Consider the following 15,360-nt stretch of genomic DNA (forward strand, 5'->3'; position numbering starts at 1 on the left):
TTTCTGGCGTCATCACCAAGCTTTTGCTGCTCAGGATCGGCTCTTAAGGTATAATGCGGCACTATTTTTATGGCATCCCCGTGAGCGTGATGAAAGAATTTTTTGCAACCTGCCCCAAGGGGCTGGAAAACCTGTTGGCCGACGAGCTGACCACCCTGGGCGCAGAGCAGGTCCGTGAGACTGTCGCTGGCGTTCACTTCAAAGGCGAACTGGCCATTGGCTACAAGGCCTGCCTGTGGAGCCGTTTTGCCTCCCGCATCGTGCTGGTGCTGTCCGAATTCCAGATGAACGACGATCTGGACCTCTATCTCGGCGCCCACACCATTCCCTGGGAAGAGCACTTCTCCGGCACCTCCACCATCGCGGTGGACTTTACCGGTACCAACCCCGCTATTCGTAACACCCAGTACGGCGCGCTGAAGATCAAGGATGCCATCGTCGACCGCTTCACCAAGCGCGGCCATGTTCGTCCGGACGTGGACAAGAAGTCGCCGGATATTCGCATCATGGCGCACCTGGGCAAAGGCAAGGCCAATATCACGCTGGACTTGTCTGGCCCGGCGCTGCACCAGCGTTTCTATCGTCAGGGCACAGGCGAGGCGCCGCTCAAGGAGAACCTGGCCTGCGCCATGATCGCGCGCAGCGGCTGGGCCTGTGAGCCCATGATGGACCCCATGTGTGGCTCCGGCACCCTCCTTATCGAAGCGGCCTTCATCGCCGCCGACATGGCGCCGGCCCTGCGCCGCGAGCGCTTCGGTTTTGATCGTTGGCTGCAACACGATGGCGAGCTGTGGCAGAGCCTGATGATGGAAGCCCAGGTGCGCGCCAAACGCGGTATGCAGCGCTGCGAAGTGAAGCTGTTTGGTTGTGATGCCGACCCGCGTGTGCTGATGAAGGCTCGCGACAACGCCAAGGCCGCTGGCGTGGCCCACCTCATCACCTTCAAACAGGCCGATGTGACCGCGCTGGAAAATCCGCTGCCGATGCCGGTTGTGGAAGGGGAGGCCCGTGAAGTCGGCATGCTTATCTCCAACCCGCCCTATGGCGAGCGTCTTGGCGAATTCCCGGCGCTGCTCGAGGTGCATCAGGCCCTCGGCGATGCCCTGCGTCGCAGCTTCCAGGGCTGGCGCGTCTCCATTCTCTCTGCCTCGCCCGAGCTCTTGAGCTGCTTGCGGCTGCGTGCCGACAAGCAATATCGCCTGTTCAACGGCGCGCTTGAGTGTCAGCTGCGCAACTACCAGATTGCGCTCGACTCCGTGGCGTCCCAAAAAGAGGTCGCGCAGGACTTTGCCAACCGTCTGCGCAAGAACCTGAAGGCTCTCGAGAAGTGGGCCAACAAAGAGGGCATCGACTGCTACCGTCTCTACGATGCGGACTTGCCGGAATACAACGCCGCCATCGACCGCTATCAGGATTATCTGGTGGTGCAGGAGTATGCCGCCCCCAAAGACATTCCCGCCCAGAAGACCCGTCAGCGTCTGCTCGACATGGTTCAGGCCGCCATCAAGGTGACCGGCATGGACGGCGAGAAGGTGATCCTGAAGGTGCGCGAGCGCCAGGAAGGCAAACAGCAGTATCAGAAGCTCTCCGAAGAGCAGCACCGGATGGAAGTGCAGGAGTACGGCGCTCGTTTGTGGGTCAACCTCTACGACTACCTGGATACCGGCCTGTTCCTCGACCACCGCCAGACTCGCCGCATGCTGGGTCAGATGGCCAGGGGCAAGCGCTTCCTGAACCTGTTTGCCTATACCGGCAGTGCCACCGTGCACGCGGGCCTTGGCGGTGCCAGCGAGACCACCACGGTCGACATGTCACATACCTACCTGAACTGGGCGCAGGACAACATGCGTCTCAACTCGCTGGTGGGCCGTCAGCACAAGTTTGTCCAGGCCGACTGCCTGAAGTGGTTGTCTGAGGCGGACGAGCAGTACGACCTCATCTTCATCGATCCGCCCACCTTCTCCAACTCCAAGCGGATGGACGAGAGTTTCGACGTACAGCGCGATCACCTGCTGCTGATGCAGCACCTGAAGCGTCTGCTGGCGGTTGACGGCACCCTGGTGTTCTCCAACAACAAGCGTCACTTCAAGATGGATCTGGCCGGGCTCGAGGCCGTGGGTCTCAAGGCTCGCAACATCACCCAGCAGACCCGACCGAAGGACTTCGAGCGTAACCAGCATATCCACAACTGCTGGATCATCACCCACGCCGAGGCGCCAACGGAGGCGTGATGCTGACCCTGTTTCACACCGACGGCTGCCATCTGTGCGAACAGGCATGGGGGCTGGTGCAGGAGGCCGGGCTGGTTGGCCAGACTCGTCAATGCGACATCATGGACGATGCCGGGTGGCTTGCAGCCTACCGGGTACGCATTCCTGTGCTGCGGGATGAAGCTGGTCGCGAGCTGGGCTGGCCCTTCACGCTGGTTGAGTTGAAGGCCTGGGTTGTGCGTCAGGATTAATGCTGATTTGACGATGAAACGGGAGCGGACCCAGTCTGTCGCCCGTTTTTTCATATGAAATAAGGAACGAAAATGGCTCTTTTAACATTGCATGGCGCTTGCTTGTCGTTCAGTGATTTCCCGCTGCTCGACAATGCCGAGCTCAGCATAGAGCGCGGTGAGCGTCTCTGTCTGGTTGGCCGCAATGGGGCGGGCAAGTCCACCCTGATGAAAGTCATCGCCGGCGAACTGCCGCTCGATGACGGTCGCATGGTTCAGCAGCAGGATCTGAAGGTGACTCGCCTCGAGCAGGATCCACCCGCCTCCAGCGATCTGACTGTGTTCGACTACACGGCCGAAGGGCTGGCCGGTGTCGGCGAGCTGCTCAAACAGTATCACCATATCTCCATGGAGCTGGCCCACGATCCGAGCGATGCCAACATTCGCATCATGAGCGAGCTGCAAGAACAGCTCGATTATCAGAATGGCTGGCAGTTCGAGACCCGTATCAGCCAGGTGCTGACCCTGCTGAACCTCGATCCTGACGCAACTCTGGATAGTCTCTCCGGTGGCTGGCTGCGCAAAGTTGCTCTGGCTCGGGCACTGGCCTGTGACCCTGATCTGTTGCTGCTGGATGAGCCGACCAACCACCTGGACATCGACGCCATCAACTGGCTGGAAGAGTTCCTGAAAGATTTCCGTGGCGCCATCGTCTTTATCTCTCACGATCGGGAGTTCATCCACAAGCTGGCGACCCGGATCATCGATCTCGATCGCGGCGAGATCACCTCCTGGCCTGGCAATTACGATCAGTACCTGCTGGGCAAAGAGGAGTGGCTGCGGGTTGAAGAGCTGAAAAACGCCGAATTCGATCGCAAGCTGGCCCAGGAGGAGGTGTGGGTTCGCCAAGGGATCAAGGCGCGCCGTACCCGCAACGAAGGCCGCGTTCGAGCACTCGAGGCGATGCGAATGGAACGCTCCCAGCGCCGTGAGCTGCAGGGCAAGGCCAAGCTGCAGATGGACGATGTGAACCGTTCCGGCAAGCTGGTATTCGAGACCGAAGGACTGGGGCTGGACTTTGGCGATCGTACCCTGTTCCAGGGGTTGGATCTGCAGGTGCTGCGCGGCGACAAGATTGCCCTGGTGGGGCCAAACGGTTGCGGCAAATCCACGCTTATCAAGCTGTTGCTCGGTCAGCTCGAACCCAGCCGTGGTCTGGTCAAGGGTGGCACCAAGCTGGAAGTGGCCTACTTTGACCAGTATCGTGATCAGCTTGATCCCGAGCAGACGGTGATGGACAACGTGGGGGAGGGCAAGCAGGAAGTGATGGTGCGCGGTCGCTCCCGTCACATTCTGGGTTACCTGCAGGACTTCCTGTTTGAACCCAAGCGGGCACGTACTCCGGTGAAAGCCTTGTCAGGAGGCGAAAAAAACCGTTTACTGTTGGCCAAATTGTTCTTGAAGCCCAGTAATTTACTGATCCTTGATGAACCAACCAACGACCTGGATGTCGAAACGCTGGAACTGCTGGAAGAGCTGCTGGCAGACTATCCGGGCACCCTGTTGCTGGTGAGCCACGATCGCCGGTTTATCGACAATACGGTGACTGGTTGCTGGCTGTTTGAAGGGGATGGCCGCATCAGCGATTACGTGGGGGGTTATGCCGACATGATGGCGACCCGTGCCTTGCAAAGCACGCAACAGGCGGCAAAGGTGGCTCAAGCCAAAACGCCAGAGCCTGTCGCTGTGGCGAACCAGGTGGCCACAAAAACCAAAAAACTCTCTTACAAGTTGCAGCTGGAGCTGGATAATCTGCCAGCCCGACTGGAACAGCTGGAGACTGAGCTTGATACCCTGCAGGCCGAGGTAAACCATCCCGGTTTCTTCGCTCTGCCGAGCGATCAAACCCAGCTCAAACTGGATGCCCTGAATGCAGCAGAGGCTGCATTGGAACAAGCCTTCTCCCGTTGGGAGGAGTTGGAAGCGTTGAAACATCAGGACTAAGGAAGTAGATGAAAAAGCAATTATCCATGCTGGCCATTCTGGTCAGCGCCAGCCTGCATGCCCAGGCGGCACAAAGCCCCTTTTTCACCATTGTCGACGGGTCTGACAACGGATATGCCAGCGGGATCAGTGCCGATGGCAATGGACTCATCGGGATCAACACCAAAAACAACATGGCCGAGCACTTCTCGACTGTGCGGTTTGCCGACTTCCTGGTCGATCGTTTCCGTTTTGAGCAGGGCTGCATGCTCTCCAACTCTGTCTGTGACTCCTTCTGGGATGACAATCCGGGTTTTGCCTATCAGTGGCGTCGTGACTTCCTTGATGTTGTTGATCAACGCAGCAACGTGGGGTCTGTGGTCAGCAACGAAACGGATGGTTTGGTCACCGCTTTGGGCGATGTACCAGGCACTCGCGTCGGCTACAAGATGGATGGCAAACTGCGCACCGCATTTGCCATCGTCGAGGAAAGCAACCGCGTCAGCCTCAAGGATGGCGCCAGCAACCATAGCCTGAGTGTGCCGACCAGCATCAAAAAACTGGATAACGGTCAGTACCTGGTGACCGGCACCGCCGCTACCGGCCAGAACATTGCAGTCGGTTCCGAGACCTACAACTGGTGCTTTGCAGGCAACGATGGCCAGTATGGTGATTACCGTTACTGCCCGGGTCTCAACACCCAGGCCAGCTTCTGGCTGGTCAACCGCACGGGTACCTTCGACAAGCTGCTTCAGGCCAACGAGTACGCTCGAGCACGCAACGAAGTGGTGCAGACAGCCTCCGCGCTTGGCGTTGGAAAATTCAACGGCAGCCTGTACGGGGTGGGTTACTCCTCCACCGGCGAGATAGGGACCAACTATCTGGATGGCCGCAACCTGGCGGCATACTGGACACTGGATCTGGATAACAGCAAGGTAGGCACCACCCAAATCATACCGCTGGCCGAAGGCGAGCCGGGCAAGGATGACGCCAAGCTGCAACACAGCTGGGCGGTGGGGATCAATGACAACGGTTATGTGATTGGCAACCAGCTCTATCGCATCAACAAGGGCCAGAACCGCCCGGTCGAGATGTTCGTGTTCAACCTCAACACCCCGACCACCAATGCCGTCGTTTCCCTGCAGGACAAGCCGCTGAGCGGTTCTGGCTCCGAGGCGGCTGCCATCAACAACCACAACATGGTGGTTGGCTGGCGCGATTCCCGTCATCAGACCCAACCCGTGGTCAACGGTACCAACCGCATGCAGGAAGGCTTCCTGCTCAACGCGGCAACCGGCAACAACTGGTATCTGAACGATCTGATCTGCGGGCTGGATGATGCGGGTGCCAAGCAGTGCGCCCAGAACGGCTACTACTACCATATCGCTTATGCCAGCGGTATCAGCACGGATGGTACCGTGGCGGCGACGGCTTTCCGCTACAACAGCGAGAGCGAGCTCAACAACCGCAGCAATGCCACCGTGGTCAGCGTGAAGCTGGCGCCGGTTGTGACCGACTACAAGAACAACGATCCTGCCGGTTATGTGGTCGCCAACGCACCGGTCAACAACCAGACCGGTCAGGATGGTGGCAGCGGTGGTGGCAGCCTGTTCTGGTTGACTCTGCTGGCTCTGCCGTTTACCTGGCTGCGCCGCTACCAACGATAAAAAGGCATGTCACTAAAAATTAATGCGGTTCAGTGTCTTGTGTCACAATGACCGGATAGCATGGAATTTTTTGTTTGACCCTGCCCACCCTGTGGGGTAAAGATGAAAGCGACCGATGAAAAATTGGTCGCTTTTTTTGTTCCACGAAGAGGGTCGTAGATGATGAAGAGACAGAAACGGGACCGTCTGGAAAGAGCTCGTGCTCGTGGTTATCAGGCTGGCGTGGTCGGCAAACAGAAAGAAGCGTGTCCGTATCAATGCCTGGATGCCCGAGGGCATTGGCTTGGTGGTTGGCGTGACGCCATGGAAGGGCGGGGCTCAGGCCTCTTCATGAAGTAATAGGTACTTCATCACTCATTACAAAAGGAAAGGGGCCATCGCGGCCCCTTTACGTTATCTTTGTCTTACCACGGGATCAGTCGATCAGAATGCGGTGGTATCTTTGAACAGGCCCACTTTCAGGTCGGTGGCGCTATAGATGGGACGGCCATCCACTTCCACTACACCATCGGCGATCCCCATGACCAGCTTGCGGTTGATCACGCGCTTGAAGGTGATCTTGTAGGTCACTTTCTTGGCGGTCGGCAGGATCTGGCCGGTGAATTTCACTTCGCCTACACCCAGTGCACGGCCTTTGCCCGGGCCACCCTTCCAGCCGAGGAAGAAGCCGACCAGTTGCCACATGGCATCCAGCCCCAGGCAGCCAGGCATCACGGGATCACCCGGGAAGTGGCAATCGAAGAACCAGAGGTCCGGTGTTATGTCGAGCTCTGCCAGGATCTCGCCCTTGCCATGCTCGCCACCGTTGTCGTTGATCTTGACGATACGATCCATCATCAACATGTTGGGAGCGGGCAGCTGACTGTTACCTTCACCAAATAATTCGCCACGGCTGCAAGCGAGCAGCTCTTCACGGGTAAACGAATCTTTGCCTTGTTCACACAGGGAAAGGCGGGCATCAATGGTGGTATTGTCTAGGGTCACGCTGTTTATCCTTCATATGGGTCAAAGCGGGGCCAATTTAGCGTACACTTGTGCGCTAAACAACTCCGATCTCTTCTTTTATTACAAGCTGAACAACCGGCCCAGCAGGCGACGGAGCAAGCCCCCCTTGAACGCTGTGCCGTTCAGTTCATCCAGACGCTGCTGAATGCGACCGAACAGGGTATCCGGCATATCCGGTTCACCCGCCACACAACCGGTCAGCAACTCGATAGCTTCTTCCACATGATCCACCGGATGAATGTGGAATTGACCTGCCTCGACGGCGGCAATTACCTCGTCAGAGAGATTGAGCTGCTGAGCATTGGTACTTGGCAGCAGTATGCCTTGCTTGCCGCTGAGACCGTGGATCTTGCACACCCGGAAGAAGCCTTCAATTTTTTCGTTCACACCGCCAACGGCCTGCACATTGCCAAACTGGTCGACGGCGCCGGTGACGGCGAAGTGCTGATAGATGGGCTGGCGGGCGAGGGCGGAAAGCAGGGCGCACAGACCGGTCAGTGAAGCACTGTCGCCATCTATTTCGTGGTAGGACTGCTCGAACACCAGGTTGGCCGAGAGCGGCGAGGGGTTTTCGGCCCCAAACTTGTTGGAAAGATAGCCGTGGATGATCATCATCGCCTTGGCGTGGATATGACCAGCCAGCTCTGCCTTGCGCTCTATGTCCGCTACGTCGCCATCCCCCATATGTACGGTCGCCGTGAGGCGTACCGGTTCACCGAAATCATAGGGGTGGCCCGAGACCTGAATAACGGAGAGGCCGTTGATCTGGCCAATCTCTTCACCATCGGTTTGCAACAGGATCTGGCCATCGATGACCCCCTGATCGGACTGCTCCACCAGGTAGTTGAGACGATAGTCCTGCTCTTCCAGGGCCAGCTGGATATGTTCATCGGTCACAGCCTCGGCTTCTATTTCGCGAGCCAGGCTGTCGGCCATGCGCATGATGGCACTGAGCTGGATTTCGGACAGAGAGAGCCACTCCTGATGGTCACACAGGCGGCTGGCGTGACGACAGAGGGCCGCGAGGGCCGAAGGAGTGAAGTCCAGCAGTGTCCAACGCTCGCGCAGCCATGCCAGATATTGCAAAAATTCGGGCAAGTCTTCCTCAATATTGACCTCGGACACCAGGTCCGCGCGCAGGAAGATACGCTCGGACATGTCCCTGTCCAGCATCTGGAATTCGGATACCTCAAGGCGATCGCCAACCAGAATAAGCTTCAGCCGGATAGGGGTCGCTTCAGGGGTAAAGAAGGGGGTCAGGGTCTTGCCTTCCTGATAGGCGTTCCAGTCCAGCTCGCCTTTCTGGATGGCATTCTTGAGCTTGAACCAGAGGTGGGGCTGATCCAGCAACTCGTCGAGTTGCAGAATAAGGTAGCCACCGTTGGCCTGGCGCAACAGACCAGGCTCCAGCAGGTGCTGGTTGGCATACACAGAGCCTTGCTCTGTCTGATAGTTGATGGAACCGAACAGGGTATCCCAGTTCAGATCCCGGCCGTAAATCACGGGGGCTTCCTGCTCTTCATGATGGATCAGCAGGTTGATGAGTACGGGATGCTGGAATTCGAGCCCCTGGGCCACATGAGCTGACAGATCGGAGAGGAAGTCATCGATTTTGGGGTCGTTGTTTTGCTTGCGCATGATGCGAGTGACCAGGCGCTCGGCATCCAGATGGTGGCTCATCAGTTTGAGCAATTCACCAACCATCTCACAAAACTCGACGCCGGTACCGGGCTGCAGACGCAACCAGATAGGTTTGAACGGGTTGTTGAGGTTTTCTGTGTAACAGAGATCGAACAGGTCACCATCCTTGCCGTTGGAGGCGGCGATCAGCGTCTGACACACACCTTCATAATCTGCACCGGGGAAGCCGTTGAGCAGCATGACCGGGCAGTCACCATCAAAACTGGCGAGACGCTTGATGCCAGAAATGGCTCTGGGTTGCAAGGCGGCGAAGGGTATGGGTTCGAGTTCGCTAAGGGTAGGGAACTGTTCAATCACAAAAGCGGGTTTTAGTTGTTCTGATGTTAATTCAGCCACTTAAGACATCCGGTCGGAGATAGGATCAATTGTTGCCATTATACACAGTTCAACTAGTGGTAACAGGAAACAAGGTGCCTGCCTACAGGCCATGATTTCCTGTAGCAGTAGGGTATGTAGTTGATTTTTACGCGTAAATATCAGTATGGGCAAAAATTTTCGAACTGTTATGGCAGCAGCCAGCGGGTACTGCGATAACGAGACACCATCCAGCTTGTCAACAAAGACGCTGCACCGCTAAGGGTGATCCATATCGCGATCGCCCATGCGGGGTTGCTATCTTGCAACACGCCATAGTTTTTTAGCGGCCACAGGAAGAGTGGATGCAGCAGATAGATACCCAGACTGTGTTGACTGATAAAATTAACTATTTGCTGCCAATACAAGGGTAATTTGGTGGCAAAGGTTCGTGCTAGAACAAATATCATGCTCGCGATCACCACGACATTGACGGTTTTGTAGGAAAACCACAGCCCAACGCGGTATTCGCCCCGAGCAAGGCTCAAGGACACCACTTCACTCACAGTGATATAGAGCGCCCCCAATCCAGACAACGTCAGGAGCAACAGCCACCATCCGTTGCTCGGCCATTTGTGGTAAAGCAGATAACCTAGGGGCAAATACCCGGAAAAAAGCCACAAGTCGTTGCTCCATGGTTCACTAACGCCAAGCAGGAACAAGATCGTCGTGAAGAACCAAGGAACAACCAACCAATAGAGGAGGGGATCACCCCAACGTTTGTTCCCCCATTGCAGAAATGGGATCACCAGATAAAGCGGGATGAAATAATAGAAAAATCCGAGATGGTAATATGCTTCATATTGCGGGATGGCGAGCAATGTTTGCCAGGCTATTTCGTCATCAAAGCCGCTGGCGCTCCATCCTGATAACCATGCATAGAACAGTGACCATACGACGAACGGGACGATCACTTTTCCGAGTCGACGTTGCACATAATAGCGAGGATCAAATGGGCGCCGATCGCTGAGCATCAACGCTCCGGAAATCAGGATAAAGACGGGGACGGCCCAACGGCTCGCGCCGTTGATAGCAACTGCGGTCAACCATTGATTGAATGGTATCGTACCGAGCGAGTCGAAATAGGTTGCTACCACATGGATGGCAATCACGGCAACAGCAGCCATCACTCGCAACAAATTGAAAAAAAATACACTCTGCTGCATCTCTGATCCTCTGTATGGGGAAAATAGAGAATTCGACGGGGTGCATATTGTCGGGAATGTGGTGCATGGTTGAATGGACAATTACTGCATGCCGGAGCTCCCAGAGACGGCGCTGGGTCACAGGCCACAACAAAGTATCAGGAGATCCAGTAGTAAGGGAGTTGCACCGGTTACCCATAGTCATCCCGTTTGTGGTGAGAAATCCACGGTACTGAAAACAAACGTGCAGTCACCGTGGAATCCATTTTCTCATCAGCACAAAAACGGTACGCCTCGACACATACGAATGAAATACGTCCAGTCACGCTACGCGTCATGGCTTTTCGCAGCAGAGATGCATGGGCAAGGGGCTAGCAAGAATGATTCAAGCAAACAAGCTCATCACTATATTATTATTTAACATAATGTACATTATGCGCGGTTAGGTCATGCCCGTGACTAGGGGCCAGAAACACCGCTGCCACTAGGGCTACAGCCGTGCCGGCGCCTTTGGTGTACTTCGCCAGGATCTCGTACCAGGCCTTTTTCAATTCGGGATCCGTCTCCCTGACGGCTGCCAGACTTAACAGCACTTCATTGGCATCCAGGCCAATTTCCTCGGCAAGCTTTTTCGCAGTCGCATCAGTGAGTTGCGACTTTCCATGCTTGATTGCGGAAATGTAAGAGCTGGTAAATCCCAGGTCTGCGGCGACTTCCTGGAACTGGCTGTATTTTTTGGCCCTCATGTAGGCCTGGATCAGCGTTTTAGAGTCCATTTCTTTGTCTCCTGAGTGGTTAGACAATCAGCCCATCATACCCATTTTGGCGAAAATCGCCTCGTTTCTATTTAGGTACTTACATGATTGAATGCACTTAAGTAACTACTTGAACACATAACTCATGACCCACTCTAGCCCACAAAACCCAGATTTGCCTGCGCTGACTGAGCGCAAGGTCTATTGGCAGGCAGAACCGACCGGCGATCTCTCCGCCTGTGTGGCGGGTCAGGTTGAGATGTTCCGTGACCTGCATGAGATGCGGATCTATCTGTCCATGACCTACCCCGATACGGCCTTTGAGCTGGTCGAGGTGACCGAGGACACATGGCAAGGCTTCTATGACCAGGGAGTGTTTTTCGATGACTGGTCATAAATCCGTGATGCCGATAAATGGGGTTATCGGCAACAAAACCCTGATCGATTATCTCTCCTTTACCTGGGCACCGACCGAGTTACGCCAGATGGTCGAGTTGGCCAAGCAAGGCGCCCTCTTGAAAGCTATCCCGCGCTTCGATACCCAGAACAAGGCCATCCAGGCGGCATTGTCTGCCCCGCCCGTTGAGGGGCTGCGTTACCTGTGGAAGCGTCCGGTGGGGTTCGCTCCCCTCGCCCGCTTCGACAAGGTGACTGAACGGCTCTATGACAAGGCTGAACGGTTGGGGGTTGCCCCTGCCCCTACCGTGGCACGGGTGTACGACAAGGCCACCGAGCGGTTGAGCCTCAAGGGTGTGGCCAAGTCCCCTGCCCCGGTCTTTACCCCTTCCATGACTGAGATGATGGAGCGGGCCTTGCACTCCAATTACAAATCCCGTGCCGACATGCGCAAAGAGCTCAAAGCGGTCTGTGCTGACCTGCTCAAGTTCTCCGAGTTTGAGGTGGTCGAGGGTGCCAAGTATTGGGAAGCGTACAACGACTTGATCGACAGCTACGGCGTCCAGTTCCTGGATACTCTCTGTTGCGCCGAGTTGGAAACGTGGCTGGAAGAGCTGAACACCCGCATCGGTGTTCCCATTCCTGAGCCGCGCTTCACTATGCGCCCTCGCCGCTCCGGCCTGCATGGCTATGCCAACTCTGCTGACCTGCTGTGTGATGGGGAGCCCTGTGGCCTGATTGGTTGGGGCGCGGCTAACCACGGCTGCATGGTGAGTTTTTCCGGCGTGGGTTGTGCGGCTCTCGACTTGCCCGCTCTGCACTCCGTTATCTCTCACATTCCATCGGTGCGGATCACCCGAGTGGATTTGGCCCTGGACGATTACAGCGGCGAACACATCAGTTACCAGGGCGCGATTGCTGCCGCTGAGGCTGGCGAGTTTCACCCGCAACGGGGCCGTGCGCCTTCCTGGATGAAAATTGAATCCGGTGAGTTCGTGATTGCCGAAATATCCAAGGGCATTGCCAAGCGGTTTGGCATGGCGCCGACCAAGGGATGCTCCTTTTATGTGGGCAGCCGGATAAACGGTAAATGCGCTCGCATATATGAAAAGGGAAAACAGATGCAATCGGCAGACTGCCCGAACTGGGTACGCGCCGAAGGCGAGTTACACAACAAGGATAGAATTATTCCGCTGGACGTCCTGGTAAATCCAGATCCCTATTTTGCGGGTATCTATCCGCAATTTGCCAAGTGGCTGGATGCGGTTTGCCAGGAAGAAATAACGCCGGTTCGCGTGACCACCTTTAAAAACAAGTTCAAAACGTCCAGGGACAATGCCGTGTTTAATATGTCCAGGATGGCGGGTCGCCTTGTCAATTGGTTAGCAAGCATTGAGGGGCTATCCCCTGAAAAGATTGTTAACCAATTAACAGCGCATCTGGGAGAAGATGATATTCCCGCGCGGTTAAGAATGCCGTTACCACCTGAAATATTATCAGGTGCACATAATTTGGTATCGACCTAAAAATCAGGTTCTTCAAAGAAAGGGTAAATAATATGTCTCTGCTAACTGGTGTTCTGGTCACTCGCGTGACTCATGGTTATGGTGTTTCCCGTAAATCTGGTGCCCCTGTGCCTTATGACTTTGCCCAGGTGGAATATCTGGCGGTGGCCAATAACGTGAACAAGCCCGAATGCAATATCACCTCCTGGGGCTATGAGGTTCGCCAGTTGGCCTTGCGCAATGATGCCCCGACAATTAAAGAGCTGGCCGACTGCCCGAAATTGGTGGCAGTGGATCTTGTCCTGGAAGCAGATCCCCAGAATCCGACCCGCAACGTTGTTGTCGGTTTCCAGCCAACCAAAAAACAGCCGGTATAACCACCGCGCCGCGAGGAGGAGGAGCGAGAGCGCGCAGCGAGCGACGACGAGGGCGCGATGATGCTTTGTCTAGATATTACCTCTGAAGGATATACCCGCCTAGCCGAGGGGGATTCTTGTAAATACGTGCTCTTGACTGTCCAGGAGCACACCAAACTCACCGATATATCTGATTGGTTTCAATTCGATATATCGATTGTGGGAATTGCCTTTAGCTCCGGTATTGTGATTTGGGCTTTGGGTTTAAAAGTGGGTGCTATTGCCCGTGTAATTGTTGGTACAAAACGAGGATAAACGAAAATGCCTAATTTTTTCCGTAATGGTTGTATTGGTGTTGCCTGTTCCCTGGCTGCCATGGGCGCCAATGCTGAAACGGGTGGTGCTGCTGCCGCCGCTGCTGCGGCTCTGGATGCGGCTAAATCCGATGTGGATGCCACCTCTCCGAAGGTGATGCTGGTTGTGGCTTCTGTCGTGGCGGTCACTATCCTGATCGGCCTTATGCGCAAAGCCTAAGCCATGTCTTTGCTCATCGGGACGCTGTGGTTTCTGTTCTTTGTGGAAGGCTACAGATCATCGTTTTCGATATGACACAAAGGCGGCTCCGGTCGCCTTTTTTATTGGGGGTACTGTGCGCATCGCTTGGCTTTTATTGTTGTTTCCTTCGCTGGCCTTCGCCATTGATGGTTGTCCGGTTGGGGTGCAGCTGGGTAACGTGACGATGGCAACTCCCCTGCCCGTCTGCCTGAAATTTGGTGCATCCAAGCTGGGCGGCTGCCTGGTTGACTGCAAGGGCGTATGCGTTGAGCTGCCCTTAGCCAATACCAAGGGGCCGGTTGAGACAACGGGTAGCTCCTGTAGCTGGTCTGATTCCAATGGCAGCGGGAGCGGGGATGCTGATGGCAGTGGTAACACGCCAGGTGAAGGTAATAATGGTGGCGAGGTGGATGGCTGGGATTTCTTTGCGCCGGTCATTGGTGATGCTACCGGTACGTCTGTATCTGCCTCGGTCGCCAAGATAAATAAAAACCTTGGTAATACGCTGGGGACGTTAATTGGGAGTTCAAAAAATACATATAACGCGATAAATGAAATGCGTGGCCTTGCATTTCGTGAAACTAACGCGACAGAAAAGGCCGTTAGCATATTAGAGGAAATTCGGGAATATAATAAGAAGGCCAGTAATAACACTGAGGCTACCAATTTATATTTATCTCGAATGGAGCAGAATCAAGAAGTTGCCAATATTCAGTTGAAGAAACTGGCTGAATCATCTGGCGGTTCTGGAACGGGTTCTGGAACGGGTTCTGGAACGGGTTCAGGAACGGGTTCTGAAAATGATTCTGGCGACAATGCAAGAATATATAATGAACTGAAGCAACTCAATCTAAATATGTTCGGCCCTGACTTTACCCAAACTTATGGTGGTTATCATATGTATGCGTTGATGAAGTCAATGCAGTATGACCTCCCTGATATGAAGGCTGACCTTAGAAACATCAATAGCAACTTTACCAAGTTCTATTGGAATACGGCTAGTGAATTACAAAACAACAGTATTGAAATGAACCGCAATGTTAAAGCTATTGCCGAGGCCATTAAAAATGGCGGTATCGGTGGCGGGGATGGTTCGGGTGGCTCAGGGAATGGCAATGACGGCCCAGGGATTGATTACGCTCAAATGCCAGGCTCTGCGCAAAACCCGTTGCATGTGACGGGCGCTGATTATGAATCCAAACTCTGTAAAGGTGGTGCTGAGTGTTTCTTTGACCTGACAACCATTAATAAAAAATATGACGAAACAAAGAACCAGCTCACGGGAGCATATGACGGAATTAAAGAGCAGATGACCGATATGTTCCGTTATAACTTTAGCGGTTCTGCTGCTGTTCCTAAGTGCTTCGATATGTTTTCGTTATTTGGCCGCTCTTATTCTGTGTGTCCAAATGTCGAGGGCTATTGGGAAATGATGGCGGCCATCATGATGTTCATTTTTTATTTTGTGGCGTTGATGATTGTGGCTAAGAGGTGATAT

General features: G+C 54.8%; 14 protein-coding genes. 10 read left to right on the forward strand and 4 right to left on the reverse strand.

All coding sequences use genetic code 11. The features are described 5' to 3' along the window. Window positions 1–53 precede the first annotated feature (53 nt). The 5 genes from rlmKL (at window position 54) to rmf (ending at window position 6,429) form a co-directional block, all read left to right on the forward strand. Complete coding sequence (gene rlmKL, locus ACW5XD_RS02470; protein ID WP_456493470.1) at window positions 54–2,231, forward strand: bifunctional 23S rRNA (guanine(2069)-N(7))-methyltransferase RlmK/23S rRNA (guanine(2445)-N(2))-methyltransferase RlmL; 2,178 nt, start codon at window positions 54–56, stop codon at window positions 2,229–2,231. After that, window positions 2,231–2,461: a glutaredoxin family protein gene (locus ACW5XD_RS02475; RefSeq protein WP_456493471.1), complete on the forward strand. Its 231-nt coding sequence runs from the start codon at window positions 2,231–2,233 to the stop codon at window positions 2,459–2,461. The genes rlmKL and ACW5XD_RS02475 overlap by 1 nt, the downstream gene beginning before the upstream one ends. 72 nt (window positions 2,462–2,533) lie before the next feature. Continuing rightward, window positions 2,534–4,444: an ATP-binding cassette ATPase Uup gene (uup, locus tag ACW5XD_RS02480; RefSeq protein WP_456493472.1), complete on the forward strand. Its 1,911-nt coding sequence runs from the start codon at window positions 2,534–2,536 to the stop codon at window positions 4,442–4,444. A gap of 8 nt (window positions 4,445–4,452) precedes the next feature. Then, window positions 4,453–6,090: a DUF3466 family protein gene (locus ACW5XD_RS02485; protein ID WP_456493473.1), complete on the forward strand. Its 1,638-nt coding sequence runs from the start codon at window positions 4,453–4,455 to the stop codon at window positions 6,088–6,090. Between the two features lie 159 nt (window positions 6,091–6,249). Next, on the forward strand, window positions 6,250–6,429 hold the full coding sequence (rmf, locus tag ACW5XD_RS02490) for a ribosome modulation factor (protein ID WP_005315693.1): 180 nt from the start codon (window positions 6,250–6,252) through the stop codon (window positions 6,427–6,429). A gap of 84 nt (window positions 6,430–6,513) precedes the next feature. Here the strand turns inward: rmf and fabA are convergent, their stop codons facing one another. From fabA to ACW5XD_RS02510, 4 genes are all read right to left on the reverse strand, one after another. Then, complete coding sequence (gene fabA / locus ACW5XD_RS02495) at window positions 6,514–7,074, reverse strand: 3-hydroxyacyl-[acyl-carrier-protein] dehydratase FabA (RefSeq protein ID WP_456493474.1); 561 nt, start codon at window positions 7,072–7,074, stop codon at window positions 6,514–6,516. Window positions 7,075–7,155: 81 nt separating this feature from the next. Further along, the gene (locus ACW5XD_RS02500) at window positions 7,156–9,132 is read right to left on the reverse strand and encodes a Lon protease family protein (RefSeq protein WP_456493475.1); all 1,977 of its coding nucleotides are present in this window, start codon (window positions 9,130–9,132) and stop codon (window positions 7,156–7,158) included. Between the two features lie 167 nt (window positions 9,133–9,299). Next, entirely contained in the window at window positions 9,300–10,316 is a 1,017-nt protein-coding gene (locus ACW5XD_RS02505; RefSeq protein ID WP_456493476.1) for an acyltransferase, read from the reverse strand. A gap of 392 nt (window positions 10,317–10,708) precedes the next feature. Continuing rightward, entirely contained in the window at window positions 10,709–11,071 is a 363-nt protein-coding gene (locus ACW5XD_RS02510) for a helix-turn-helix domain-containing protein (protein ID WP_456493477.1), read from the reverse strand. Between the two features lie 124 nt (window positions 11,072–11,195). Between ACW5XD_RS02510 and ACW5XD_RS02515 the strand changes: the two genes are divergently transcribed. The 5 genes from ACW5XD_RS02515 (at window position 11,196) to ACW5XD_RS02535 (ending at window position 15,357) form a co-directional block, all read left to right on the forward strand. Next, entirely contained in the window at window positions 11,196–11,447 is a 252-nt protein-coding gene (locus ACW5XD_RS02515) for a hypothetical protein (protein ID WP_227291522.1), read from the forward strand. Continuing rightward, complete coding sequence (locus tag ACW5XD_RS02520; protein ID WP_456493478.1) at window positions 11,434–12,972, forward strand: replication initiation factor domain-containing protein; 1,539 nt, start codon at window positions 11,434–11,436, stop codon at window positions 12,970–12,972. The genes ACW5XD_RS02515 and ACW5XD_RS02520 overlap by 14 nt, the downstream gene beginning before the upstream one ends. A 32-nt stretch (window positions 12,973–13,004) precedes the next feature. Then, window positions 13,005–13,328, forward strand: a complete 324-nt coding sequence (locus tag ACW5XD_RS02525) for a hypothetical protein (protein WP_456493479.1) — start codon at window positions 13,005–13,007, stop codon at window positions 13,326–13,328. Window positions 13,329–13,628: 300 nt separating this feature from the next. Next, window positions 13,629–13,841 carry a Flexible pilin gene (locus ACW5XD_RS02530; protein WP_201891542.1) on the forward strand — a complete coding sequence of 71 codons (213 nt, stop codon included), beginning with the start codon at window positions 13,629–13,631 and terminating at the stop codon, window positions 13,839–13,841. Window positions 13,842–13,881: 40 nt separating this feature from the next. Continuing rightward, the gene (locus ACW5XD_RS02535) at window positions 13,882–15,357 is read left to right on the forward strand and encodes a hypothetical protein (protein WP_456493480.1); all 1,476 of its coding nucleotides are present in this window, start codon (window positions 13,882–13,884) and stop codon (window positions 15,355–15,357) included. Window positions 15,358–15,360: the final 3 nt, after the last annotated feature.

The sequence above is a fragment of the Aeromonas enterica genome (assembly GCF_054052465.1).

Coding starts and splice junctions, on each gene's coding strand:
- ACW5XD_RS02520 (WP_456493478.1), top strand. CDS start 11,434: ATGACTGGTCATAAATCCGTGATGCCGATAAATGGGGTTATCGGCAAC.
- ACW5XD_RS02510 (WP_456493477.1), bottom strand. CDS start 11,071: ATGGACTCTAAAACGCTGATCCAGGCCTACATGAGGGCCAAAAAATAC.
- ACW5XD_RS02485 (WP_456493473.1), top strand. CDS start 4,453: ATGAAAAAGCAATTATCCATGCTGGCCATTCTGGTCAGCGCCAGCCTG.
- rlmKL (WP_456493470.1), top strand. CDS start 54: ATGCGGCACTATTTTTATGGCATCCCCGTGAGCGTGATGAAAGAATTT.
- ACW5XD_RS02515 (WP_227291522.1), top strand. CDS start 11,196: ATGACCCACTCTAGCCCACAAAACCCAGATTTGCCTGCGCTGACTGAG.
- ACW5XD_RS02475 (WP_456493471.1), top strand. CDS start 2,231: ATGCTGACCCTGTTTCACACCGACGGCTGCCATCTGTGCGAACAGGCA.
- ACW5XD_RS02505 (WP_456493476.1), bottom strand. CDS start 10,316: ATGCAGCAGAGTGTATTTTTTTTCAATTTGTTGCGAGTGATGGCTGCT.
- rmf (WP_005315693.1), top strand. CDS start 6,250: ATGATGAAGAGACAGAAACGGGACCGTCTGGAAAGAGCTCGTGCTCGT.
- ACW5XD_RS02530 (WP_201891542.1), top strand. CDS start 13,629: ATGCCTAATTTTTTCCGTAATGGTTGTATTGGTGTTGCCTGTTCCCTG.
- ACW5XD_RS02525 (WP_456493479.1), top strand. CDS start 13,005: ATGTCTCTGCTAACTGGTGTTCTGGTCACTCGCGTGACTCATGGTTAT.
- uup (WP_456493472.1), top strand. CDS start 2,534: ATGGCTCTTTTAACATTGCATGGCGCTTGCTTGTCGTTCAGTGATTTC.